This is a genomic window from Pseudomonas sp. PNPG3 (genome assembly GCF_023093815.1).
Classification (GTDB): Bacteria; Pseudomonadota; Gammaproteobacteria; order Pseudomonadales; family Pseudomonadaceae; genus Aquipseudomonas; species Aquipseudomonas asiatica.
The window spans coordinates 1-25,539 of the sequence record NZ_JALLKV010000059.1; the positions used below are offsets into that span (position 1 = coordinate 1).

Here is a 25,539-nt window from a genome sequence, read left to right on the forward strand (position 1 = left end):
TGATGCTCCAGCTTTAATTCAATAACCGTGTTGCACTCAGCTCCTGCAACCGCCAACCTCGATTGCCGCAACATCTATCAACCCCACAAGCAGTTCTTGCTAAGCGATTGAATCCAGCACTTTAACAACTGAACCTCACCTTAATAAAACAACTATCTCACCCAATGCTCAGCGAATTTACGAAATCATCAAAGCTCGCACAGACCCTCTCCATTTGCAGACCATCTTGAATTAGTAAATATACAGTTCCAGCGTCTTCCTCCCTCAGAGAAAGCATGAAGCTGTTGCCGCCATCGTTATATGCAAAAGGCACATAGCCATGCAAAGCCTTATCTTGAGCATTATATTCTTGCATTAATTTTTCTATCGGTAGCTCCCCGAATTTTACCGAATTGAAACCATTTATACTAAATACATACTCATCACCTTCCACCTCGGTAATCCTGGGAAATCCGCCATTGTTCCTAAGATAAATTTCCTTAAATAGGATCGGAAGCTTACCATTTGCCAAAGTTTCAATTTCTGAAAAATCACCGACATCAATACTGGATTCAGACCCTTCGAGATCTAACATGAAATTCCTCCTGCTTTTTTCGCGGCCACTGGCTTTCTGGCTGGGAATGTATAAGCTTTTCCGGTTGCAGCTTTATATTGAGATACTCCTCCATTATGAGGAACACCTTGATGAGCCCTCTGCTCTACTAATTGCATAGTGCCTTTATTGGTTTTAGGATTATAGTCATCCACATGATGCCACACATAGCCTCGCGGCGTGGTTTTTTGATTTAATTCGGCCACTTTGTTTGCAGCCTCAAAGTCCTCAATATAATTTCCCGTATATTCAATTACCACTATGGGATTGACCCCTGGATTTTTCGCATAAAGCGCATTGCTACCAGAATAATCTAGGCCACCACCTAGTGTTTTAGTTATACCAAAATAACCACGCTCGGCAAGAGTGCTTAATGCATCCAACCCAAAGGGATCAACCCAAACAACCGGATTGTTGGCATATTTATAGAGATTCCATCCCCCGCCCAAGCCAATTGGGTCTTGGGTGATAAATTGCCCTATCTCAGGACCATAGTACCGGAACGTGTTGTAGTGCAGTCCCGTTTCACTATCAAAGTACTGACCTTGGAAACGCAAATTCTGCTCGATCTCATTGATCGGCAGACTCTCTATTGCCCCCCACGAGCGATACGTCGCCTGCCAGACGATCTTACCGTCACTGTCCGTGACCTCCAGCGGCGTACCAATCTGGTCAGTATGGAAATAATAAAGCTTCTGCTCCTCCCCTTCCGCCTGATCGACCCGCGCCAACGGCGCATAGCTACCCGGCTCATACAGATACAGGATGCTCTGCCCCGGCGTCTCCTCCCGCAGCATTCTCAGCCCTTGCCAGAGGAAGCGCTTCTGCTCGACCTGGCCATTGATCTCAGCCAGCTTGGCCACCCGCCGCCCCAGGCTGTCATAACGGTAGTGCCCGGTACTCTCCAGCTTGCCATTGACCCATGTCTCCGCCCGCACCAGCCGGTTTTCACCGTCATAACCGAAGCGCTGCAACCGGTTGCCATATTCCGAGCATTTTTCGATCAGGTTGCCCCACGGGTCGTAACGATACTCCTGGTCCCGCCAGTGTGTGATGCGGTTGTCCCTGGACTTGGCAAATTGCCGGGCATTGAAATCCAAGCGGTTGCCCGCAGGGTCGTAACGAAACTCTTCGCTGCCAACCAGCGAGCCCGTATCGCGGCTGCGCAACTGGCCGTTCGCTTCGTACTCGTACTTGATCTCGCCACGCAGCTTGTCGAGCGTACGCACCAGTTCACCTGCCGGGTCGTATTGGTAACGGCGGTGAATCGGGTTGTACGCATGCTCCACCAGCAATGAGGTATTGATACCGGTGTTGTGCACCTGCGAGAGCTTGTCGGCGGGCAGCATCGAGGCGTATTGCCGCGCCTTGCGCCCCATCTCGTCATAACCGAAACAACTGGTGAGCTTGCCCTGGGTCCGGTAAACCTCGCGGTGCAGGTCATCACGCTCCATGTCGCTGATCACCTGACCGTCCAGGTTCAGTTGGTGCAGATGCCCACAGCCGTAGTACAGGTGATTGACCTTGCGGCCATCCGGCAGGGTTAGCGTAGTCAGATTGCCGAGCGGGTCGTATTCGTAGCCGAGCGTGCCGTCGGAGGTGATTTCTTTGATTAGCCGGCCCAGCAAATCGTAGGTGTACTCCAGCTTTTCTTCGCTGATCCCTAGCTGCTTGCCGATCCCGGTCGGCTGCCGCTCGATGCTCAGCAGCCGGTCGCCGTCGTCATACGCATAGTCTTGACGCGCATCGCGGTTGATCTTGCTGATCAGTCGGCCAATGGCATCGCGCTCGAACAACGTATGCCGCTCCGGGCGCTCGGCATTTTCGCCATAGCCGATCTCATCCAGTCGGGTGAGATGGCCACCCGTGTTGTAGCTGAAGCGCCGGGTCAGGTTATCGATCCGCACCTCTTCAATCAGCCGATCCGAGGCGTCGTAGGCAAAGCTGTACGTGGCGTTGTTCTCGTTCACCAACCCGGTCAGACGCCAGGCCTTGTCGTACTCGTAACGAACCGTCCCTCCTTTCGGGTCCCGGCGGTTACTCGGCAAACCACGGGAAGTGCGTAGCAGGCGGGTGATCTGGCCTTTGCCATCGGTGTGGTCGAGCACCTGACCAAGGTCGTTGTAGGTAAAAGTTTCCGCCGTGCCGTCGGGATGGCTGATGCGCAGCACCTCACCGTCGGGCTTGCGCTCCAGCGTGGTGGTCTGGTTCAGCGCATCGGTTACCGCGACGAGGTGCTGGCGTTCGTCGTAGCGGTACCAGGTATTCTTGCCCGAACAATCCTGGTAACGCTCGACCTGTGCCAAGGTGTTCCACCACAGGTACTTGGACTTGTAGGTCGCGTCGATAATGGTGTGCGGCAGGCCGTCATCGCTGTTCAGGTATTCGGTCATTTGACCCAGGGCATCGAATTCGGCGAGCAGGTTGCCCTTTTCGTCGTAGCGCGCCCGCCAGGTGCTGCCATCCGGGTAACTGACCTGGGTCACCAGCGTGGTCAGGTGGTGATATTCGTAGGTGGTCTTGCGGCCCAGCGGGTCGGTTTCTTCCAGCAGGCGGGCGTATTCATCGTACTTGAAGGCGAGCCGGTTGCCGTCCGGCAAATCCAGGCCAACCATGTTGCCCTGCTCGTCCAGCTCGATGGCGTAGCGTTCGCCACCGTAGTCACGGCTGGCGAGCACGCGATGATCGGCGTTGTACTGCACTTCCAGCTCGCGGCCGAGCACGTCGGTGGCCCAGCTGGTGCGGGCGTCGAGGTCGTAGCGGAAGTGGTAGTGCTCGCCATCGCTGGTCCAGTGCTCGACCACGCGCGGCTTGTCGCCGAGGGTTTCCCAACGGTAGTGGCAGCCCAGGCCCAGCGCGTTGCTGTGGGTTACCATCAGGCCTTCGGCGTAGCTGAAACTGCGCACGGTGTGGCCGTTGCGGTTGATCACCGCGCTCAGCTGGCCGTGTTCATCGTAGCGGTACTGGGTGAGCGTTTCGACCGCCTGGTCGTTCACCACGCGCTTGATGTCGGTCAGGCGGCCCAGCGGGTGGTCGTAGTGCAGGTGCACGCGGGTGCCGCCGGTGCCGCTGATGTCGGTCAGCGTACCGTCAGGCGTGCGGGTGAAATGCAGGAAGTGACCGAGAACGTTCTCGATGCGTTGCAGCGGCACTTCGCTGTTGGTGTCTGGCACTTCGCCGAAGTAGAAGAACAGGTTGTCCCGCGTTTGCAGGATGTAGTGGCCGCCCTCGGTGCACACCAGGTACACCTGCTCGTGCGGGTTGTAGATCCGTTCGCCCGGTTGCAGGGTCACGAACGGAACTTTGCGGCCTTGGTTGTCGGTGAGGTAAATGAATGAGCCCCGCCGACGCAGGCTTTGCTCCCAGGGCAGCACCCAGCCGCGCCCGAGCACGCTGTCGACGGTAAGGTCGCTGGCGTAGAAACGTGACCACTCGATCGGCATCAAGCCCGGGAGGCTGAAGTCAATTTCATCGGGGATCAGCTTGCGGCCGGTGGTGAGGTCGACCGGGTTGCCAACCAGTCCACCCAACACCCTGCGTGCCACAGGCTCGACCATGTAGCGGGCGGCCACTTCGCCAGCAATGAAGCCGGCCGTGAATTTCAGGGCACAAGGTAGGGCGGCCTTCATACCGGCCTGGGTACCCATCTTGAGCACATTCGCAAGGCCACTGGCTGCGCCAGCAATCGCCATCAGCACATCCACGGTGGTGCGCAGCCACTCCGGGACTTCGTCATCCACGGGCAGGTAGCGGTAAGTGCCACCGCCGATGAAGACGTTGTTCGAACCCCCGGAAATGGTCGCGCCGCAGGTCAGCTTGTCGCCCTTGCGCGCCGCCGCGACGCCATTGATGAAGACATTGGTCGAGCCCTCGGCGATCTGCACCGGGCCGGGGTGCTTGTCGCAGGCACCGATGCTTTTCTCGACGCGGGCGGCCTTGCGGCTATTTATGAAGACGTTGGGCGAGGCCGTCAGTATCGTCCCTGAGGGGGATGAGAACAGACTGCCCAGTGCCTCGCCGGCAGCGGTCAGCAAGCTGCCCCCGAGACCTGCCGCGATGCCGGCCAGCAAAGCCACGCCTAACCCGCAGGTGAAGGTGGCGATGGCCACCGTGGCCACCAGTGCGATACCCAGGGCAGCGCCCAGCAGGAAGCCGCCCAATGCGCCGGTGTGTGAAATCTCGTCGCCAAACCTGGCCGCTTCGAACATGAGGGGTTACTCCTGTTCGGCCAAGTTGTGCAACGTGAATGAACGACAAGACTGAAGCAGCGAGCGCTCGGTCAGATCCTTGATCATTGTTGCGTCCTTGAGGCTTGAAACCCAAGGACGCTAGGAAAACGCCGTTAGGCCGTCAATGAACAAGGCGTTCAGTGCGCGGACCTGCTTGTAGGAAAGCACTTACCCGCCAGGAGCGACTGCCTTGCCGCATAGGCTTGGGTTACCATACCGCCCTTGCGCAACACCCATCACCCAAGCCAAGCCCCCGCTTGCTCGACTCGACACCAACAGGTCATCCATGCGTCTGTTTCATACCTCCGACTGGCACCTGGGCCAAAGCCTGCACGGCCAGGAACGCGACTTCGAACACGCCTGCTTCCTCGACTGGCTGCTCGGCCAGCTGCGCCTGCGCCAGCCGGATGCGCTGCTGATCGCCGGCGATATCTTCGACACGGTCAACCCGCCGGTCAAAGCCCAGGAACGTCTCTACGACTTCATCGTCCAGGCCCACGAGCAACAGCCGAAGCTGGACATTGTGATGATCGCTGGCAACCACGACTCCGGCTCGCGCATCGAGCTGCCCGCGGCGCTGATGCGCCGCCTGCGCACCCATGCCCTGGGCCGTGTGCACTGGCTGGACGAGGGCCAGCTGGATGCCGAGCGCCTGCTGATTCCGCTGACCAACGGCCGTGGCAAGGTCGCCGCCTGGTGCCTGGCCCTGCCCTTCCTGCGCCCGGCCGAGGTGACCGGCCCGCAACTGGGTGACGACTACCTGCAAGGCATTACCCAGGTGCACCAGCAACTGATCGCCGCCGCGCAAAAGAAGCGCAAGAAGGACCAGGCGCTGATCGCCATCAGCCACGCGCACATGGCCGGTGGCGCGGTGTCGGAGGACTCCGAACGCAGCCTGATCATCGGCAACGCCGAAGCGCTGCCGGCCAAGCTGTTCGACAAGGCCATCAGCTACGTCGCCCTGGGCCACCTGCACAAGCCGCAGAAGGTCAACCGCGAAGAACGCATCCGCTACAGCGGCTCGCCGATCCCGCTGTCGTTCGCCGAAATCAACTACCCGCACCAAGTGCTGGAAGTGGAGCTGGACGGCACTGGCCTGGTCAGCGTCGAACCGCGCCCGGTACCGCGCGCCGTGGCCCTGCAACGGGTCGGCCCGGCACCACTGGGCGAACTGCTGGAGCAGTTGGCCGAGCTGCCAGTGATCGACCTGCTCGAAGACCCCAACCGCCAGCCCTGGCTGGAGGTGCGGGTGATACTGGATGAGCCGCAACCCGACCTGCGCCAGCAGATCGAAACCGCACTGCAAGGCAAGGCCGTGCGCTTGATCCGCATCAGTGCCGAATACGCCGGCCGCAACAATGCCGAAGACGATGACCTGGCCTTTGTCGAACTGGCCCAGATGACCCCGCAGGACCTGTTCAGCCGCGCCTGGGAGCAGGCCTATGGCAACCCCGCCGACGAACAGGCGCTGGCCGACTTCGCCCTGCTGTTGCAGGACGTGCAGCAGGAAGAGGAACAGCCATGAAGATTCTCGCCATCCGCCTGAAGAACCTGGCATCCCTGGCCGGCCCGGTCGATATCGATTTCACCGCCGAACCGCTGGCCAGCGCCGGCCTGTTCGCCATCACCGGGCCTACCGGGGCGGGCAAAAGTACCCTGCTCGACGCCCTGTGCCTGGCGTTGTTCGGCACCGTGCCACGGCTGAACGACATTGGCCGCGAGGCCAAGGTGCCGGATGCAGACGGTGAAATCCCTACCTCCGACCCGCGCAACCTGCTGCGCCGCGGCACCGGCAGCGGCTTTGCCGAAGTCGATTTCGTCGGCATCGATGGCCGCCGCTATCGCGCCCGCTGGGAAGCCAACCGCGCCCGCGACAAGGCCAACGGCAAGCTGCAGCACAGCCGCCAGAGCTTCTATGACCTGGACAGCGAGCAGGTACTGGGCAGTGGCAAGAACGAGTACAAACAACTGGTCGAAGCCCGCCTGGGCCTGAACTTCGAACAGTTCACCCGCGCGGTGATGCTGGCCCAGAGCGAATTCGGCGCCTTCCTCAAGGCCGACGACAAAGAACGCAGCGAGCTGCTGGAAAAGCTCACCAACACCGCCATCTACACCCGCCTGGGCCAGCGCGCCTTCAGCAAGGCACGCGAAGCCGGTGAGGCCCACAATGCCCTGAAGGACCGTGCCAGCCACCTGCTGCCGATGGCCGCCGAAGCGCGCGCCGAACTCGACCAGCGCCTGGAGCAGGCGCAACAGCAGTTCAAGGCCGACCAGGCTGGCGAGCGCCAGCTGGAACAGCAACGCAACTGGCTGAACGAGCAGCGCCAGTTGCAGGCCCAGCACGCCGAAGCCGGCACCGCGCTGCAGGCCGCCGAACAGGACTGGCAACAACTGGCTGACCAGCGCCTGGACCTGGTGCGCCTGGAGCGTCTGGCCCCGCAGCGTCACCAGTTCCACCGCCAGCAGACACTGACCGCGCAACTGGCACCGGTGGCAGCGAAGATCGCCGAGCAACAGCAGCAGCAAGCCGAACTGCAAGTGCGCACCAGTGAGCTCGAACAGGCGCTGGACGCCGCGCGTCAGGCGCTTGCCGATAGCCAGGCCCAACACAGCGAGAACGCCCCTCGCCTGCGCCAGGCCTTTGCCGCCCAGGACAACCTGGCCCGCCTGGACCAGGAGCTGGCAGCACAGCGCAGCGCCGGCCAGCAGGCCGAGCAGCAGGTCGCCGAAGGCCAGCAGCACCTGCAGCAGCTCGAAGACAACCAGCAGCGCAGCCTGCAGCAACTGGCGCAGATCGACACCGCGCTCGCCGACAGCCAGCATCTGGCGGGCCTGGCCAATGCCTGGCACGCCTACCTGCCGCAACTGAAGCAAGTGATGCTGATCGGTGGCCGCCTGGCCAAGGGCCGTGAAGAGCTGCCCGGCCTACAAGCCCAGGCCAGCCAGGCCAATGCGCACTTGCAGGCCGAGCGCGATGCCTTCGAGCTGCTGTTCCGCGAAGCCAAGGCCGAACCCCAGGCCCTGGCAGAACAGATCGACCTGCTGGGTGGCATGCTGCAGGACAACCGCAAGCAGCAGCGCGCCGTGGAAGAGCTGTCACGTCTGCATGGCCGTGAACTGGAGCTGCGCCAACAGCTGGAGGCCGTACGCGTGCGTCAGCAGCAGGCCATGCAGCAGCGCCAGCAACTGATTACCGAAGGCACCGCCGCCAAGGCCGAGCTGGAAGCCGCCGAGCAAGCGCTCAACCTCACCCGCCAGTTGCTGGAACGCCAGCGCCTGGCACGTAACACCAGCGTCGAAGAGTTGCGCGGCCAGTTGCGCGACGGCGAACCCTGCCCGGTGTGCGGCAGCGCCGAGCACCCGTTCCACCAGCCTGACGCGCTGCTGCAAAGCCTGGGTCGCCATGACCAGGCCGAGGAAGACGCCGCGCAGAAGCAGGTCGAAACCCTCAACAGCAAGCTGGTGGAGCTGCGCACCCAGCTGGGCGTGGTCAACGCCCAGCTCAAGGATTATCAGCAGCAACAGCAGCAACTGGGCGAACAGCTACAACCGCTGGTGGCCCAGGTGCAGGCGCACAGCCTGTGGCCCGCCCTGGCCCCGCAGGACGACAATGCCCGCAGTGCCTGGCTCGACAGCCAGCTGCGGCGCCTGGACGAAGAAATCGGCCAGGACGAGAAACGCCAGAGCGCCCTGCTCGCCCTGCAAAAAGATGCAGCCCGTCTCAACCAGCAATTGCAGGCCGCCCAGCAGGCGCAACAGCAAGCCCAGCGCCACCTGGAGCAACAGCACCAGGCCCTGGCCAGCGACGAGCAGCAGTTGCAGCAAGGCCTTGAGGACCTTGCCGGCGTATTGCCCGAAGAGGCCCTCAAGGCCTTGAACGACGACCCGGCCAATGCCTTCCTCGCCCTGGACCAGCAGATCGCCCTGCGCCTGCAGCAACTGGAGCAGCGCAAGGACGAACAGGAAGAACAGCAAGCCCGCCAGGCCCAGCTGGACAAGCTGCGCGACCAGCAGCAGGCACGCGTGCAGACCCAGCAGCAGCTGCAGCAGAAACTTGCCGCCCTCGACGAGCAGCGCCAGCAGGCCCAGGCTTCGCTCGGCGAACTGCTGGGCGGACACGCCAGCGCCGAAGCCTGGCAACTGCATATGGACGCCGCGCTGGAGCAGGCCCGCGCCCTCGATGCCGACACTGCCCAGCGCCTGCAGGACTTGCGTACCCAAGGCGTGCAACTGGCCAGCGAACTCAAGGCCAACACCCAGCAGCAGCAGGCGCTGGACGCCGAGTGCCAGCAGTTGCAGGGCCAGATCGCCCAGTGGCGCGCAGAACACCCGGAACTGGACGACGCCGGCCTGGATCGCCTGCTGGGCATGGAGGACGCGCAGGTAAATGAGCTGCGCCAGCGCCTGCAAGGCGCCGAAAAGGCCATCGAACAGGGACGCGTGCTGCTGCAGGAACGTGAACAACGCCTGCAGCAACATGCCGCGCAAATGACTGTGGACACCTCGGCCGACGCCTTGGAACAGGCCCTGACCGAACTGCGCGAACGCCTGGCCGGCCATGAGCAGCAATGCGCCGAACTGCGTGCACAGCAGGCCGATGACCAGCGTCGCCAACAGGCGCACCAGGCGCTGGCGGCGGAAATCGAACAGGCCCACCAGCAGTGGCAACGCTGGGCTCGCCTGAACGCCCTGATCGGCTCGGCCTCTGGCGATGTGTTCCGCAAGATCGCCCAGGGCTACAACCTCGACCTGCTGCTGCACCACGCCAACGCCCAGCTGCGCCAGCTGGCCCGCCGTTACCGCCTAAAGCGCGGCGGCAGCGCCCTGGGCCTGCTGGTGCTGGACACCGAGATGGGTGACGAACTGCGTTCGGTGCACTCGCTGTCTGGCGGGGAAACCTTCCTGGTGTCGCTGGCCCTGGCCCTGGGCCTGGCCTCGATGGCCTCCAGCACGCTGCGCATCGAATCGCTGTTCATCGATGAAGGCTTCGGCAGCCTCGACCCCGAGTCGCTGCAACTGGCCATGGACGCCCTTGACGGCTTGCAGGCCCAGGGCCGCAAGGTGGCGGTGATTTCCCACGTGCAGGAAATGCACGAACGCATCCCGGTGCAGATCCAGGTGCGCCGCCAAGGCAATGGCCTGAGTGACGTGGAGGTGTGCGGGTGATCCTCTACTCGTTCCGCCGCTGCCCCTGGGCCATGCGCGCGCGCCTGGCCCTGCGCTATGCGGAGTGCAAGGTGGAGATTCGCGAGGTAGCGATGAAGAACAAGCCGGCAGAACTGCTGGCCTTGTCACCCAAGGGCACGGTGCCGGTACTGGATACCGGTGCCGGGGTGCTCGAAGAAAGCCTGGACATCATGCGTTGGGCGCTGGCGCAAAACGACCCCCAGGACTGGCGGCTGCAGGCCGACCCTGCGGCGGCGCAGCAGGCTGAAACACTGATTGCGCGCAACGACAGCACGTTCAAGGCGCAGGTGAACCTGTACAAGTATGCCGAGCGCTACCCCGAGCATACCCGCGAGCATTACCGCCAGCAGGCCGAGGCCTGGCTGGCGGAGCTCGAGGGCCTGCTGGCAGGCAGGCCCTACTTGCTGGCCACGCACCCGAGCATTGCCGATGCCGCGTTGCTGCCCCTGATGCGCCAGTTTGCCGGGGTCGAACCGCAGTGGTTCGCCGAGGCGGCTTATCCGCGGGTGCGGAGCTGGCTGGAGGGGTGGTTGGCTTCGGAGCTGTTCAGGTCAGTCATGGCCAAATGAACAACTATCAGCATTGCACAGCCCCCTGTGGGAGCGGCCTTGTGTCGCGAAAGGGCCGCACAGCGGCCCCGGCAATCCTGGGGTAAACCGCTGAAATCCTGGGGGCGCTTCGCGCCCCTTTCGCGACACAAGGCCGCTCCCACAGGATCCGTGTCAGGCTTGAGTCAGTGGTTGTGCTTGCCACTCAATGCCGCATGGAAGTTGGCACTCTGGCGCAGGTACTGTTCGGTGTAGCTATGGGTAGCGGACGCCTTGCCGCTGCTGTCGGCATGGGCATGCGCTGGCAATACGACCGAAGCGGAAATGGCGGATGCGGCAATGACCGGGAAGAGATTGAAGTTCATCTGGGCTGACCTCGACGGCGGTGGTTTGACGTTGGCCTGTTTGGGCCTTGGGTCAAACTTACGCCGCCGAAGCCGCAGGCAAAAATTCATTGCGCCAGTATCGACTATCACGCCGATCGATATCACTCGATGAACTTCAGGTCCGACGGCGCATCCTGCTTCAGCGTCTGCACCGTCTCCAACAGCTTGCCGCTGCGCGGATCGCGGCGCATCACCACGATCTGGTTGCTCTTCTGGTTGGCCACCAGCAAGAAGTTGTCACTCGGGTCGAGGGCGAACTCGCGGGGATGATCCCCCTCCACCGAACGGCGCTGCAGGAAGGTCAGCTGGCCATCCTGCTTGCCCACGCTGAACGCCACGATCTCGTTGGCCGTGCCTCGGTTGCTCACATACAGGAAGCGCCCGTCTGCCGACAAGTGCAAGCCACCTGCCGCTTTCGCCGCAGCTTCCTTGCTCTCGGTCAGGGGCAGGCGCTGGCGTTCGACCAGGTTGCCCTCCTGCACGTCGAACATCACCACTTCGGCACTCATTTCCAGGGTCAGGTAGGCGTGCCGACCCTTGGCGTCGAACAACAGGTGGCGCGGCCCGCTGCCCGGCGGCAGGTCCACCGACGCGGGGATCGCCGGCGTCAACGGGTGGTCTGCGCTGGCACCGTCGTAGCGGTAGATGAACACCTTGTCGGCCCCCAGGTCGCTGGCATACAGGTGGCGGCCGTCCGGTGACAGCACCAGCGAATGCACATGGGCGCCGGCCTGGCGCTCGGGGTTGACCCCGCTCGCCTTGTGCCGGGCCTGTTGCACCACCGGCTTGAGCTTGCCGTCCTTGGCCACCGGGACTACCACCAGGCTGCCGCCGGGATCGGGCTTGACCGCGTAGTTGGCCACGAACAGATAACGCTGGTCCTGGCTGAGGCTGGCGTGGGTAGGCTCGTCACCTTGGCTGGGTACCTGGTTGAGCAGCTTGATCTCGCCTTTTGCACTGACGGCGAAACTGCTGACCCCGCCCTTCGGCGTTTCGTTGACCGCAAAGAGCTGGCGTTGATCGGCCGACAGCACCAGCCATGAAGGGCTGACACTCTCCACCACCTGCTGCGGCGACGGGTCGATATGACCGGTCTTTTCGTCGAACCCGTAGCGGTAGATGCCCTCGCTGGCGCCATCGGTGTAACTGCCCACCAGCAAGGTGGCGGCGTGGGCATGGATGGTCAGGCTCATCAGGCTAGCGGTCAGCAGGCTCGTCCAGATCCGATTCATCTTCGTCATCATCCGGGGCGCGAAAGGCACTCATACAGACTAGCCGATGCGCGCCGTCGGCATCGTCGAGTTGCCACTCGTCACCCACGGCGATGGCAGCTGTGATCTGCTCGGGGGTGAAGGTCCAGCGGCGGAGCTGGCGGCCGTCCATGCATTCGATGGTGAGGCCGGATTCATCGGAGGTGAAGTCGAAGGCGTGCAGGCCGTCGATCAGGAGCATGTCGCAGGACTGCAGGGCGGTGGCGAGGGGGGACATGGGGGTACCAATCTGAAATGAGTTGGCATTATAGCCCTGGGGCTGCTTTGCAGCCCATCGCGACACAAGGCCGCTCCTACAGGGATCGCATCAGCCTGCCGATACGCGTTCCCCTGCAGGAGCGGCCCCCTGCGGTCAATGAGCGAAAATGGAGCCCCCCTCCTTGCCCACCATCTTCTCAGGCTTGATCAGGAACCTTGCCAGCGCCGGCAGCAGCCACAGCGCACCGAACATGTTCCACAGCAGCATGAAGGTCAGCATCAGCCCCATGTCCGCCTGGAACTTGATAGCCGAGAAGATCCAGGTGCACACGCCGATGGCCAGGCACAAGCCGGTGAACAGCACTGCCTTGCCGGTCGAGCGCAGGGTCTCGTAATACGCCTCCTGCAACGGCAACCCGGCGCGCAGGAAGCTTTCCAGCCGGCTGTAGATGTAGATGCCATAGTCCACGCCAATGCCCACACCCAGCGCCACCACCGGCAAGGTCGCCACCTTGACCCCGATGCCCATGTAGGCCATCAGCGCGTTGCCCAGCACCGAGGTCAGCACCAGCGGCAGGACGATGCACAGGGTGGCGGCGAACGAGCGGAAGGTAATCAGGCACATCACCGCCACGCAGATGTACACCAGGATCAGGATGGTCAGCTCGGCCGACTTGATCACCTCGTTGGTCGCCGCTTCGATCCCGGCATTGCCCGCCGCCAGCAGGAACTGCAGGCCTTCCTTGTTGTGGCTGTCGGCAAACGCCTTGGCCACGGCAGTGACCCGCTCCAGGGTTTCGGCCTTGTGGTCGTTGAGGAACACCAGCACCGGCGCCAGCGAGCAGTCGCCGTTGTACAAGCCGTCGGCGCGGGCGATGGAGTTGTTGAGAATGTCCGGGTTGCGCGACAGGGTTTCCCATTTCAGGCTGCCCTCGTTCATGCCCTTGATCACCTGCTTGGACACGGTCACGAGGGAAATAGCCGACTGCACGCCTGGGGTGTTCTGCATGGTCCACATCAGCTCGTCGATCGGCGCCATGGTCGAGTGGATCGAGCAGCTTTCCGGCGGGGTCTTGACCATGATCACCAGCACGTCGGAACTGGTCGAGTAGTTGCTGATGATGAAGTTGTTGTCCTGGTTGTAGCGCGAGTCGGGGCGCAGTTCCGGCGCACCCTGGTCGAGGTCGCCGATCTTCAGGTTCTGGCTGTACCACAGGCCACCGGCGAAGGCGACCAGCGCCAGGGCCACCGACACCGGCGCCACCTTGGCACTGGCGAAGTTCGACAACAGGCGCCAGAACGGGTGCTCGCGGGTGGCGTCCTGCTTGCTGCGCTCGACGGCCTTCTTGCTGATGCCGACGTAGGAGATCGCTACCGGCAGCAGGATGAGGTTGGTGAACACGATCACCGCCACACCGATGGAGGCACCGATGGCCAGTTCACGAATCACGCCGATGTCGATAATCAGCAGGGTGATGAAGCCCACGGCGTCGGCGAGGATGGCGATCATCCCCGGCAGGAACAGCTGGCGGAAGGTGCGCCGGGCGGCGGTCAGGGCGTTGTCGGCGTCACTCGACTGCAGGGCGATACCGTTGATCTTCTGCACCCCGTGGGAAATGCCAATGGCGAAGATCAGGAACGGCACCAGCATCGAGTACGGGTCCAGGCCAAAGCCCACTGCATGCATCAGGCCCAACTGCCAGACCACTGCCACCAGGGTGGTGATGAGCACGGCGATGGTACTGCGGATGCACCAGGTGAACCAGTACAGCAGCACCCAGGTGATGGCCAGGGCGACGCCGAAGAACATCGCCACCATCACCAGGCCGTCGATCAGGTCGCCGACCTTCTTGGCGAAGCCGACGATGTGCACCTTCACGTTGGGGTTCTGCGCCTGGAACTTGTCACGGATCTTTTCTTCAAGCTGGTGCGAGAACTGCTGGTAGTCCAACTTCACCTGCTTGCCTGGGTCCTGCGGGTCGGGGTAGCTCTCCAGCAGTGGCACATCGACGATGCTGGACTTGAAGTTGTTGCCCACCAGTCGCCCCACCTGGCCCGACTTGAGCACGTTGTCGCGCAGGGTGTCGAGGCTGTCCTGCGAGCCGTTGTAGGTGTTGGGAATCACCTCGCCACCCGAGAAGCCTTCCTCGGTGACCTCGCTCCAGCGCACGCTGGGGCTCCACAGCGACTTCAACCCGGCACGGTCGACGCCAGGGATGTAGAACACTTCGTCATGGATCTGCCGCAGGGTCTCCATGTAGTCCTTGTCGAAGATGTCGCCATTCACGGCCTCCACCGAAATGCGCACGGTGTTGCCGAGGTTGGCCAGGTCGTTGCGGTGCTCCATCATCTGCTCGATGAACGGGTGCTGCAGCGGGATCATCTTCTCGAAGCTGGTGGACGGGCGTATCTGCGTGGCCTGCCAGAACAGGAAGATGCTGACCAGCACGCACAGGGCGATGACCACGGGGCGATTGTTGAAGATCAGGCGTTCGAGCAACGTGGCCTTGTCCTGGTGATGCGGGTGCATGGTGATGCTCTCCCTGCTGGTCATGGACGCACCTCCTGGTCAGCACCCTGCGGGTCAGCCAGGTGCACGCCACCCTGCCCTACCAGCAGCAGGCCGCCATCGGCCAGGCCGCTGACGCCGGCCAGGGCAATGCGGTCGGCGCGGTTGTAGACACTGAAGGTCTGGCCGTCATCGGTACTGCGCAGCACGCTGCCGCCATTGCCGACCAGCACCAGGCTACCGTCCTCGACAAGCGTAGCGCCTGCCAGGCCGAATTCGAGGGTGCCACGTGCGGCCTTGAGCTCGATCGGTTGCCAGCTGTCACCGAAATCGGTGGAGCGGAACAGGTTGCCGCGCAGGCCGTAGACCAGCAATGTGCGCGGCTGTGCGGTGCCGATCACGCCGAACAGCGAGCCCTCGTAGGGGCCTTGAACCTTGGCCCAGGTCTGGCCGTTGTCGGCCGAGCGGAACATGCCGCCCTGCTCGCCGACAATGAACAGGCCCGCGTCACGCACCTGGGCGATACCGTTCAGGTGCAGCTGGTCGGGGTTGTCCAGGCGCTCGGCGACGTCCTGCCAGTGCTGGCCGCCGTCGGTGGTTTCCAGCAAGGCGCCATAGGCACCTACGGCAAAGCCGTGCCGGGCGTCGAGGAAGGCGACATCGAGCAAGGGTGCTTCGCGGGTCAGGTCTTCGAACTGCTTGCTCCAGGTGGCACCACCATCGCTGCTGGCGAGCACCAGCGCATCGTGGCCGACGGCCCAGCCGCGCTTGTCGTCGAGGAAGAACACCGCGGTCAGCAGTTGCCGGGTGGGCACCCGCGCCTGGGTCCAGGTTCTGCCCTGGTCGTCGGAGAACAGGATATGACCGCGATCGCCCACTACCACCAGGCGCTTACCGGCATGGGTGGCGTCGATCAGCAGGCTTTGGCTGGCCTTGGCCGATTCGGTGGAATATTCGTCGGCGGCAGCGGCTTGCACGCTGTCAGCCCACACGCCGAGCCCCAGCGCCAGTACCGCGCCGGCTGCCAATGGCCAGGCAAAGCGCCTGTTCTGTTCCCTCATGACTGTCCCCCTGTTGTGTTCTTGTCTGGTGGGTCAATGCACTGCAGGTACTGCGAAAAGCCTGATCTAGAGGCTTGCAATAGCTTGAAGGGATCGTAGCGGGGATGTTTGCGGGAATACAACGGGCGGGGTGTTATGTTTTGTTGTCGGCTCCAAAAGCTTCGCGGGTAAACCCGCTCCCACAGGTCCTGCACAGCCCGTGAAAGCGGTGCAGGACCTGTGGGAGCGGGTTTACCCGCGAAGAGGTCGGTTCAGGCTACGGAAAACTCAAGCCAGGCTCTTGCTCACAACCTCATACACATCACTGGACAGCTCACCAGAAGCCAGAATCCGCTCCAGCTCACCCTTCATCAGGGCCTGACGCGCATCGTCATACTTGCGCCAGCGGGTCAGCGGTGCCAGTTGGCGCGAAGCGATCTGCGGGTTCAGCGCATTCAGCTCGATCACCAGGTCCGCCAGGAAGCGGTAGCCGGAGCCATCCGCCGCATGGAAGTTGACCAGGTTCTGCCCGGCAAAGGCGCCGATCAACGCACGTACCTTGTTCGGGTTCTTCAGGGTGAACGCCGGGTGCTGCATCAGCGCCTTGACCCGCGCCAGCCCGCCCGGCAGCGTACTGGCCGCCTGCACGCTGAACCACTGGTCCATGACCAGCGGGTTGTCCTTGAAGTGCTCGGCAAAGGCTTCCAGCGCCTTGGCCCGCTCGGCTTCGAACGGTGAGTTGACCAGCACAGCCAGGGCGGTAAGGCGCTCGGTCATGTTGTCGCAGTGCTCGAACTGCTCCAAAGCCGCCTGCAGCACCTGCGGCTTGCCGCTCTGCATCAGGTACGACAGCGCGATGTTCTGCAGGCTGCGGCGAGCGAAATGCTCGGCCGAGGCCACGTAGGCGGTGCTGCGCGACACTTCGCGGTTGGCCTGGTAGCGCGCCCACAGGGCGTCGAACAGCTGCTCGGCGATCTGCTGGCGGGCGAACTCGCGGGCAGCGTGGATGGCGTCCACGTCGGCCACCTGGCTGATCTCGGTGAGGTATGCCTCACCCGGCAGCGAGAGCATTTCGGCAACCATGGCCGGGTCCAGCGACTCGTTGCCGAGCACGGTGCCCAGGGCGGTGATCAGGCGCTGGTCGAGCTTCAGTGCCTCGCCGCGCTGATGCTGGCCGATCAGCTCCTGCAGCACCTGCACCGACAACTGCTGCCCCGCCTCCCAGCGGTTGAAGCCGTCGCTGTCGTGCTGCATCAGGAACATCAGCTGGTCGCGGTCGTAGGGGAAGCTCAGCTTGACCGGTGCACTGAAGCCACGCAGCAGCGACGGCAGCGGCTTGGCCTGGATACCCTGGAAGGTGAAGGTCTGCTCGGCCTCGGTCACCGACAGCACGCGGCTGGTGCCCTGCGCCGTATCTTCGCCGGCCAGTTGCAGCGGCAGGTCGTTGCCTGCGGCATCCAGCAGGCCAAGCTCCACCGGGATCACGAACGGCAGCTTTTCGGCCTTGTCCGGGGTCTGCGGGCAGCTTTGGCGGAAGGTCAGGCTGTAGGTTTGCGCGGCCGCGTCATAGGCCTCGCTGACTTCCAGGCGCGGGGTGCCGGCCTGGTTGTACCAGCGCTTGAACTGGGTGAAGTCGACGCCGTTGGCGTCTTCCATGGCCTTGATGAAATCGTCGGTGGTCACCGCCTGGCCATCGTGGCGTTCGAAGTACAGGTCGCTGCCCTTGCGGAAGCCGTCGGCGCCCAGCAGGGTACGAACCATGCGCACCACTTCGGCGCCCTTCTCGTACACGGTCAGGGTGTAGAAGTTGGAGATCTCGATGAAGCTGTCCGGGCGCACCGGGTGGGCCATGGGGCCAGCGTCTTCGGCGAACTGGTGAGTACGCAGGTAGGCCACGTCTTCGATGCGCTTGACCGTGCGCGAGTTCATGTCGGCGCTGAACTCGGCATCGCGGAACACCGTGAAGCCTTCCTTCAGCGACAGCTGGAACCAGTCACGGCAGGTGACGCGGTTGCCCGACCAGTTGTGGAAATACTCGTGGGCGACCACGCCTTCGACGCGCTGGTGGGCGGCATCGGTGGCGGTTTCGGCACGAGCCAGCACACAGCTGGAGTTGAAGATGTTCAGGCCCTTGTTTTCCATGGCGCCCATGTTGAAGTCGTTGACCGCGACGATCATGAAGATGTCCAGGTCGTACTCGCGGCCATAGACTTCTTCGTCCCAGCGCATGGACTTTTTCAGGCTGACCATGGCGTGGTCGCACTTGTCGATGTTCTCAGGCTCGACATAGATGCGCAGGGTCACGTCACGGCCGGACTGGCGGGTGAAGCTGTCCTCGACGCACCATAGGTCACCGGCCACCAGGGCGAACAGGTAGGCCGGCTTCATGAACGGGTCTTCCCAGGTCGCCCAGTGGCGGCCATCGTCTGCCGGCCCGCTGCCGATCGGGTTGCCGTTCGACAGCAATACCGGGTAGCGATGCTGCTCGGCGATGACCGTGGTGGTGAAGGTGCTCATCACATCCGGACGATCGAGGTAGTAGGTGATCTTGCGGAAGCCTTCGGCCTCGCACTGGGTGCAGAACATCTTGCCCGACTTGTACAAGCCTTCCAGCGCGGTGTTGCTCTCGGGGTGGATCTTCACGCTGGTGTCGAGGGTGAAGCGCTCGGCCTTGGGCTGCACGGTCAGGCTGTCGGCGTCGAGCTGGTAGTCGCCCGGCTGGAGTTCCTGGTCATCCAGCGAGGCGCGCAGCAGCTCCAGCTGCTGGCCATCGAGTACCAGTGGCGGCAGGCCGGCACCGCGTGCCGGGTTGCGGCGCATGACCAGTTGCGCGTGAACCAGGGTGTGGTCCTCGAACAGCTCGAAGGTCAGGTGCGTCTCGTCGATCAGGTACTCGGGCGCCTGGTAATCCTTGAGGTAGATCACTTGCGGTTGTTCGGTACGCATGTGCAGGTCCTTTTTACTGGAGCACGGCCAACTGGTAGGCCGTGTACTTGCGAATATTGATCACACCGGTGTCGAAGATCAGGTACTGGCCCTTGATGCCCAGCAGCGTGCCTTCCACTACCGGGTCCTTGTCGAGGTTGAAGCTGACGATCTTCGATGGGTAGGCCTCGACCGGGTACTTCATCTGCACCACTTCGGCGTCGGCCAGCGGCTGGATCGCCTGCAGGCCGAAGCGCCCCTGCAGCTCGCGCAGGCCATCGGCACAGGCGTCGAAGACCTGTTCACGAATAGCCACCAGGTCGAGCTCCTCGGCATCGCCCTTGAGCAGGGCGCGCCAGTTGGTGCGGTCCGGCACCTGGCTGCGCAGCAAGTCTTCGACCAGGCCGGACTGCTGGCGGGTGGCCACGCGCACGATCGGCAGGGCCTGGGTGGCGCCTTGGTCGAGCCAGCGGGTGGGCAGCTGGGTGGCGCGGGTGATACCGACCTTGATCCCCGACGAGTTGGCCAGGTAGACCACATGGTCGGTCATGCAGAACTGTTCGCCCCACGACGGTTCGCGGCAGGTGCCGGCGTCGTAGTGGCACTTTTCCGGGGCCATGATGCACACGTCGCACTGGGCCAGTTTGGTCATGCACGGGTAGCAGTAACCCTGGCTGAAGCTGGTCTTGGTGCGCTTGCCACAATGGCTGCAGTGAATGGCGCCAAGGTACTCAAGGCGCAGGCGCTGGCCGATAAACGGGTTGACCGGCACCTGCGTGTCATCCAGGCGAAAGCTGTACTGCACCACTGGCGCCTGCAGGCTTACCGCCATCTTGCTCAACGAGCCACGAGCGAGTTCGATCAATGTACCGAGTCCGACTTGAACAGAATGTTGGCGATCGGCGCGGACTTCGAGGCGCATTCCTGCGGGCCCATGTAGCCGGTACGCTGGTCTTCGGGCAGGTTTTTCATCTCCCAGGCGATTACCGCCTGCAGCGACAGCTCTTTCTGCTCGGCAGTGAGCTTGCGGCCATCCGACCATTTGCCGATTTCCACGGCCAGTTTCAGGCTCTCGTAGATTTCCGGGGTGATGTTTTCAATCATTTGCGCGAAAGTGGACATAGTGTCTCCTGATTCAAGCCGACAGTTTACGCCGGGCCAGCGCCCCACCCAAGAGCCCGGTCAGGCATCCGATGAGCAGCCCGCCGACGTGGGCGGCGTTGGCGATCTGGCCAAGGCCCAGGGTGTCGATCACGCCGCTCAGGCACACCACCAGCCAGATCAGCATCATCACCAGCACGCCCTTGGGCAGGTTGAAGTAACGGTCGGGTGCCAGCCACTGGTACAGCCAGATGTGCCCGAGCAGGCCGTACAGCACGCCGGACAGGCCGCCGAACAGGCTCGGCCCGCTGCTGTAGTGCTGGGCCAGGTTGGACACCAGGCTGAACAGCAGGGTCAGGCCCAGCAGCGCCCACGGGCCCTGGCGCAGTTCGATGCGTTTGCCCAGCTCCCAGTACCACAGGCTGTTCATGGCCAGGTGCAGCACGCCGAAATGCAGCAGCATGGGCGATACCAGGCGCCACCACTGGCCTTGGTCCAGGCTTTGCGCCAGCGGGCTGAAGTACAGGTAGTCGCCCTGGACGCGGAAATCGAGGAAGGTGAACCAGCTGATGGTGGTGAAATTGTCGCCAAGGCCGGTGAGGCCGGCGACGATGAAGCACAGCAGCAGGGTGATAGTGGTGACTTTGCAGGCTTTGGCCTGTTCTGCCAGGGAGGGCCCTTTCGCGGGCTCGCCCGCTCCCACAGGATCGGTGGTGGCTGGCAGGTCGGCGTTGCCGTCGGGGTAGCGCTGGTAGAGTTCGCGGACGTCCGCTGCCAGGGTGTCGGGGGCCCAGAGCACCTGGGCATCGCCCTCCTCGCTGACCCGGTGCGGCACCTGCAGGCGCTGCAGCAGGTGAACGAAGCCGCTGAGGTCGACCGACAGCGGCAGGCGCATCACTTCGATAATGTTCATTGGTTGGCCTGTGGGCGGTCGACGTCGACCCAGACGAACTTGTGCGGGTCGATGCGGGTTTCATCATCCAGCCGGTAGGCTGCCAGCTTGCCATAGAGCACGGCGCTGTAGTCCAGGCAGGCCAGGTTGGCGCGGATCGGCGCCGGGCGGCCGCTGCGCCAGTAATGGCCGACGAACAGCATGGGCTCGTCTTCGGCATAGCGCAGCAAGGCGTTCTTCTGGCTGTGACTGAGCGGGGTGCTGGCCACTTCCGCGGGCAGGGCGTCTGGCTGGAACACGATGTCGCCGTAGGTTTGCGGGTCTTCTTCCCAGAACTTGGTACGGAAGAAGGCACGGGTCAGGCCGTCGCCACCGGTGAGGGTCAGGCCGTCCGGCAGGCGCATGTCGGTACCGCGCAGCAGGCGGTTGCACACGGTGGCGGCAAAGCTGCCGTTCACCGCCGAGGCCTGGATGAAGTGTTCGTCGATGCGCCCGTCGGGGTACTGCTGGCGCAGCGGCTCGATCAGCCGCGGGTCCCAGCAGGCATGCACCAGGCGGAAGCGCCCGGCGTCGACGAACAGCGGCAATTCGTAGAACCAGTTGACGAAGTCGTGCCAGTCAGCGGGGTGGTGGGCAAACTGGGTCAGGGTTTCGTCGATCAGCCGGGCGTGGCGTGGCGTATGCTCGCGCACGAAGGCCTTGCCGCTGCCAGGCAGTGCCGGGGTGACCCAGCCCAGCGCGTTGTACTCGTGGTTGCCCATGATGCAGAACGCCTGGCCGGCCTCGACCATGTCGTGGACGATGTGCAGCGCCTCGCGGATGCGTGGCCCGCGGTCCACGATGTCGCCAAGGAACAGCGCCTGGCGCCGCGGGTGGCGCCACACGCCTGCCACACGCTTGTAACCGAGGGCGTCGAGCAGGCGTTCAAGGGTCAGCGCACAACCGTGCACGTCACCGATGATGTCGAAACTACGCGCCGGATCGAGCATCAGTCGTCCCTGCTTCCCAGCCGGCTGCCCCAGCCGAGCTTGGTGCGGCAGACCTCGTAGTAATTGTGGTCCAGCGGGTGGATCAGGCGCAGCTTCTGCGGTTTCTTGCTCACCGTGATGGTGTCGCCGGGGGCACAGGTGAAGTGGTTCTGGCCGTCACAGGATACCTGCGGGTAGATCTGCAGGTCCTTGGACACCACGATCTTCAGTTCGCTGTTGCCGTCGACCACGATCGGCCGGCCTGACAGGGTGTGCGGGTACATCGGCACGATGACGATGGCATCGAGCTTGGGGTGCATGATCGGGCCGCCGGCCGACAGCGCGTAGGCGGTGGAGCCGGTGGGGGTGGCGACGATCAGGCCGTCGGCCTTCTGGCTGCAGACGAACTGGCCATCGATGTAGATCTCGAACTCGATCATGCGCGTGGACTTGCCCGGGTGCAGCACCACATCGTTCAGCGCATCACCCTGGCCGATGGCTTCGTTGTGGCGGCGTACCTCGGCCTGCAGCAGGAAGCGGTTTTCCACCAGGTAGTGGCCGTCGAGCACTTCGGCGACCTTCTCTTCCAGCTCGTCGGGGCGGATGTCGGTGAGGAAACCCAGGTTGCCACGGTTGATGCCCAGCACCGGAATGTTGTGCCGGGCCAGGGCGCGGGCGGCGCCCAGCAGGCTGCCGTCGCCGCCGACCACGATGACCAGGTCACAGACCTCACCCAGCAGCTTGCGGGTGGAAGTTTGCAGGCCATGGCCAGGCAACACTTCGGCGATGGTGTCCTCGAGGATCACGTGCAGGTGGCGCTCGATAAGAAATTTTTTCAGTCGGCGAATGGTGTCGAGCACCTGGGAGCTGCCAAGGCGGCCAATGATACCGATATTGCGAAATTGCTCCATGGGGCTCCTGCGAGGCTCTGCGGCGGGTGACTATGCCGCGATTATGGGCGAAACCACCGGGTAGCGGCAAACCGGCTATGCTCGCAGGATGATGCCATTCGCCCTGCTCCACGACCTGCCCCGGCAGCTACGCCGCCCCAACGTGCGCGACCTGGCCTGGGCCCTGCTGTCGCCTCCGTTGCTCAGCGCCCCGCCCTGCCCCCAGCGCCACCCGCTGGCGGGCAGCCTGTGGGCGGACCAGCCACAGCGCCTGGCAGACTGGCTGCGGGCGCTGGATGACGATGACCGCCCATTGCGCGACTGGCTGGCGCAGCTGGGTAGCCGGCGCCTGGGGCACTACTACGAACGGCTGTGGCAATTCGCCCTGGGCCAGGCCCCGGGCATCGAACTGCTGGCGGCCAACCTGGCGATTCGCGACGGCGGGCGCACCCTGGGCGAGCTGGATGTGGTGCTGCGCGACCGCGACGGTGTGCACCACCTGGAACTGGCCATCAAGCTGTACCTGGGTCCGGAACACCCCGGGCATGACCCCGACGCCTGGCTGGGGCCGGGCTGCCATGACCGACTGGGAAGCAAACTGGCGCACCTGGCACGGCACCAGTTGCCCATGTCGGCGGGGGCACACAGCCGCGAGGTGCTGGCTCGGCTGGGGGTGGAGCAGGTGCAGGCGCATGTGTGGCTGGGTGGCTATCTGTTCTACCCGTGGCCCGGGCATGCGCAGCCACTACAGGGCGCCAACCCGCAGCACTTGCGCGGGCGCTGGCTGCGGCGGCGGGACTGGGTCATGGGCGAAGGTGAGCAATGGCAGCCGCCGCAACGGCATGCCTGGCTGGCGCCAGCGCGGGTCGAGGCGCATGAGTGCTGGGCGGTGGAGCAGTTTGCGGCATGGCTGCATGTGCTGGAGCGGCAGGCTCCGGCGCAGTTGCTGGTGAGGTTGGAGCAAGAGGCTGACGGGGCGTGGCAGGAGGCCGAGCGGGTGTTTCTGGTGGCTGACAGTTGGCCATTTACATCCAAGGCATGATGCAGGCTGTTCCGGCCTCTTCGCGGGCTTGCCCGCCCCCACAGGTACTGCACAGGTCTCTGGCTCAGCGCTGTGCCTGTGGGAGCGGGTTCACCCGCGAAAGGGCCGGTGCAGACAACACAATTTTCACAGACCTGGCGCAAAGATTTGTTACCCCGTAGCCACTACAGTACTTCCTGAGCGCCGGCAAGAGCGCTATTCCGACCTGATGACGAGGACCGATCATGGTTTCATCCACCCCCACGACCCATTACGCGCGCCTGTCCATCGCCCTGCACTGGCTGATGCTGGTGCTGCTGGCCGCTGTCTACGCCCTAATCGAACTGCGTGGCCTGTTCCCCAAGGACAGCGTCGAACGCAACCTGATGAAGGACCTGCACTTCATGCTCGGGCTCAGCGTGTTCGTGCTGGTCTGGTTGCGCCTGGCCATCCGCCTGAGCCGCCCGACTCCACCCATCGTGCCCAAGCCTGCGGCCTGGCAGACCGGCCTCGCGCACCTGATGCACCTGGCGTTGTACCTGCTGATGATCATCCTGCCGCTGGCCGGCTGGCTGATCCTCAGCGCCGCCGACAAACCAGTGCCGTTCTTCGGTCTGGAGCTGCCGCACCTGATCGGCCCGAATCCGGACCAGGCCAAGTTCATCAAAGGCTGGCATGAACGCATCGGCAGCTGGGGCTACTGGCTGATCGGCCTGCACGCTCTGGCCGGGCTCTATCACCACTATGTGCAGCGCGACAACACGCTGCTGCGCATGCTGCCCTACAAGTAACCGCGCCGGCCCTGCAGGCCGCCGGTGTGCACCACGATCAGGCGGGTGCCGGGCGCGAACAGCCCGGCCTCGACCTGCTCACGCAGGGCCAGCAGAGCCTTGCCAGTGTAGAGGGCTTCGAGCGGCACGCCTGTGTGCCGCTCGCAATCAGCGATGAACGCCAACAGATCAGCGTCGAATTTGCCGAAACCGCCACGGCAGGCGTCGTGCAGTTGGTAGCCATGCGCGCCGGCCAGTGCTGCTACCGCCACCGGCACACCATGGTCCCTGGGTACCGCCACTGCACCATGCACCACATGTGCGCCCGCCTCGGCCATTACCAGACCGGCCAGGGTAGTCCCCGTTCCAGCAGCCAGCCACCAGGCGTCGTAGCCCGACCAGCCCAGTGCCGCGATCTGCGCCCGTGCCTGCTGCATGATCAGCGCGCAGCCCTGTGCACCGGCCAACCCGCCGCCCCCTTCAGGGATGCAGTACCAACCCGGGTAGCGCGCTTGCCAGGGCTCCCAGAAACCCGCTTGATTTCGTGCGCGGTAGCCGCCATAGCCCAGCCAGTGCAGTTCCATGCCCAGCGTCTGCAGGTCACGCACGGTTGGCGTGTCCTGGGCGTGACCACGCAGCAGGCCGGCGGTGGCGAAGCCGAAGCGCTTGCCGGCAGCGGCCAGGGCGTGCAGGTGGTTGGAATGGTTGCCGCCGAGGCTGATCAGGCCCGGGGCGTTGCTGGCGCTGGCCTGTTGCAGGTGATGGCGTAGCTTGAACCATTTGTTGCCGCTGATCAGCGGATCGATCAGGTCCAGGCGCAGGATGGCGGCTTCTACCTGGGCTTGTTGCAGCCAGGGCAGGATCAGGGGCTGCAGGGGGGCTTGGGGCAGGTCAAAGTGCATCGTGCGAGTTTACCAGTGAAAGCCTGGGGCTGCTTTGCGTCCCTGTGGGAGCGGGTTCACCCGCGAACACCGGCGCAGCCGGTGCCATGCACCGCGCAGCCCTATTCGCG

Annotated in this window: 19 protein-coding genes; 5 read left to right on the plus strand and 14 right to left on the minus strand. The window is 63.5% G+C overall.

What is annotated here, in order from left to right; all coding sequences use genetic code 11:
• Nucleotides 1–157: 157 nt before the first annotated feature.
• Together MJ643_RS25915 and MJ643_RS25920 are read right to left on the minus strand one after the other, a co-directional pair.
• Nucleotides 158–574, minus strand: a complete 417-nt coding sequence (locus MJ643_RS25915; protein ID WP_196184657.1) for an SMI1/KNR4 family protein — start codon at nucleotides 572–574, stop codon at nucleotides 158–160.
• A complete protein-coding gene (locus MJ643_RS25920) occupies nucleotides 568–4,800 on the minus strand; it encodes an RHS repeat-associated core domain-containing protein (RefSeq protein ID WP_247727096.1) in 4,233 nt (1,410 codons plus the stop codon). The genes MJ643_RS25915 and MJ643_RS25920 overlap by 7 nt, the downstream gene beginning before the upstream one ends.
• 307 nt (nucleotides 4,801–5,107) lie before the next feature.
• Between MJ643_RS25920 and MJ643_RS25925 the strand changes: the two genes are divergently transcribed.
• From MJ643_RS25925 to MJ643_RS25935, 3 genes are read left to right on the plus strand one after another with little or no spacing between them, the layout of a single operon-like run.
• Nucleotides 5,108–6,346, plus strand: coding sequence for an exonuclease SbcCD subunit D C-terminal domain-containing protein (locus MJ643_RS25925; RefSeq protein ID WP_013971635.1), 1,239 nt, complete (start codon nucleotides 5,108–5,110; stop codon nucleotides 6,344–6,346).
• Entirely contained in the window at nucleotides 6,343–9,987 is a 3,645-nt protein-coding gene (locus MJ643_RS25930) for an AAA family ATPase (protein ID WP_038409148.1), read from the plus strand. The genes MJ643_RS25925 and MJ643_RS25930 overlap by 4 nt, the downstream gene beginning before the upstream one ends.
• Entirely contained in the window at nucleotides 9,984–10,577 is a 594-nt protein-coding gene (locus tag MJ643_RS25935; RefSeq protein WP_044046925.1) for a glutathione S-transferase, read from the plus strand. The genes MJ643_RS25930 and MJ643_RS25935 overlap by 4 nt, the downstream gene beginning before the upstream one ends.
• 164 nt (nucleotides 10,578–10,741) lie before the next feature.
• Here MJ643_RS25935 and MJ643_RS25940 read toward each other — a convergent pair whose 3' ends face one another.
• The 11 genes from MJ643_RS25940 to MJ643_RS25990 form a co-directional block, all read right to left on the minus strand.
• Nucleotides 10,742–10,921 carry a hypothetical protein gene (locus tag MJ643_RS25940; protein ID WP_012271225.1) on the minus strand — a complete coding sequence of 60 codons (180 nt, stop codon included), beginning with the start codon at nucleotides 10,919–10,921 and terminating at the stop codon, nucleotides 10,742–10,744.
• A 122-nt stretch (nucleotides 10,922–11,043) separates the two neighbouring features.
• The gene (locus MJ643_RS25945) at nucleotides 11,044–12,174 is read right to left on the minus strand and encodes a lactonase family protein (RefSeq protein WP_023660912.1); all 1,131 of its coding nucleotides are present in this window, start codon (nucleotides 12,172–12,174) and stop codon (nucleotides 11,044–11,046) included.
• Complete coding sequence (locus MJ643_RS25950; RefSeq protein ID WP_013971631.1) at nucleotides 12,140–12,430, minus strand: DUF5629 family protein; 291 nt, start codon at nucleotides 12,428–12,430, stop codon at nucleotides 12,140–12,142. Before MJ643_RS25950 ends, MJ643_RS25945 begins: the two co-directional genes overlap by 35 nt.
• Before the next feature lie 135 nt (nucleotides 12,431–12,565).
• A complete protein-coding gene (locus MJ643_RS25955) occupies nucleotides 12,566–14,941 on the minus strand; it encodes an RND family transporter (protein ID WP_024086538.1) in 2,376 nt (791 codons plus the stop codon).
• Nucleotides 14,942–14,961: 20 nt separating this feature from the next.
• The gene (locus MJ643_RS25960; RefSeq protein WP_196184659.1) at nucleotides 14,962–15,981 is read right to left on the minus strand and encodes a YCF48-related protein; all 1,020 of its coding nucleotides are present in this window, start codon (nucleotides 15,979–15,981) and stop codon (nucleotides 14,962–14,964) included.
• A 267-nt stretch (nucleotides 15,982–16,248) separates the two neighbouring features.
• Nucleotides 16,249–18,906, minus strand: a complete 2,658-nt coding sequence (gene pepN, locus MJ643_RS25965; RefSeq protein ID WP_013971628.1) for an aminopeptidase N — start codon at nucleotides 18,904–18,906, stop codon at nucleotides 16,249–16,251.
• Nucleotides 18,907–18,919: 13 nt separating this feature from the next.
• Nucleotides 18,920–19,750: a DUF2797 domain-containing protein gene (locus MJ643_RS25970; protein WP_061552330.1), complete on the minus strand. Its 831-nt coding sequence runs from the start codon at nucleotides 19,748–19,750 to the stop codon at nucleotides 18,920–18,922.
• Nucleotides 19,747–20,007, minus strand: a complete 261-nt coding sequence (locus MJ643_RS25975) for a DUF1315 family protein (RefSeq protein WP_003260154.1) — start codon at nucleotides 20,005–20,007, stop codon at nucleotides 19,747–19,749. The genes MJ643_RS25970 and MJ643_RS25975 overlap by 4 nt, the downstream gene beginning before the upstream one ends.
• A 13-nt stretch (nucleotides 20,008–20,020) precedes the next feature.
• Nucleotides 20,021–20,899 (minus strand): rhomboid family intramembrane serine protease, encoded by an 879-nt coding sequence (locus MJ643_RS25980; protein ID WP_038409144.1) that lies wholly within the window; start codon nucleotides 20,897–20,899, stop codon nucleotides 20,021–20,023.
• Entirely contained in the window at nucleotides 20,896–21,867 is a 972-nt protein-coding gene (locus tag MJ643_RS25985; RefSeq protein WP_013971625.1) for a metallophosphoesterase, read from the minus strand. The genes MJ643_RS25980 and MJ643_RS25985 overlap by 4 nt, the downstream gene beginning before the upstream one ends.
• Nucleotides 21,867–22,757, minus strand: a complete 891-nt coding sequence (locus MJ643_RS25990) for an NAD(+) kinase (protein ID WP_013971624.1) — start codon at nucleotides 22,755–22,757, stop codon at nucleotides 21,867–21,869. Before MJ643_RS25990 ends, MJ643_RS25985 begins: the two co-directional genes overlap by 1 nt.
• Before the next feature lie 88 nt (nucleotides 22,758–22,845).
• Here MJ643_RS25990 and MJ643_RS25995 point away from each other — a divergent pair, with 88 nt between their 5' ends.
• Together MJ643_RS25995 and cybB are read left to right on the plus strand one after the other, a co-directional pair.
• Nucleotides 22,846–23,778: a DUF1853 family protein gene (locus MJ643_RS25995; RefSeq protein ID WP_013971623.1), complete on the plus strand. Its 933-nt coding sequence runs from the start codon at nucleotides 22,846–22,848 to the stop codon at nucleotides 23,776–23,778.
• Nucleotides 23,779–24,002: 224 nt separating this feature from the next.
• Nucleotides 24,003–24,548 carry a cytochrome b561 gene (gene cybB / locus MJ643_RS26000; protein WP_013971622.1) on the plus strand — a complete coding sequence of 182 codons (546 nt, stop codon included), beginning with the start codon at nucleotides 24,003–24,005 and terminating at the stop codon, nucleotides 24,546–24,548.
• Here cybB and MJ643_RS26005 read toward each other — a convergent pair.
• Nucleotides 24,539–25,429 (minus strand): pyridoxal-phosphate dependent enzyme, encoded by an 891-nt coding sequence (locus MJ643_RS26005; protein WP_013971621.1) that lies wholly within the window; start codon nucleotides 25,427–25,429, stop codon nucleotides 24,539–24,541. The genes cybB and MJ643_RS26005 overlap by 10 nt on opposite strands.
• Nucleotides 25,430–25,539 lie beyond the last annotated feature (110 nt).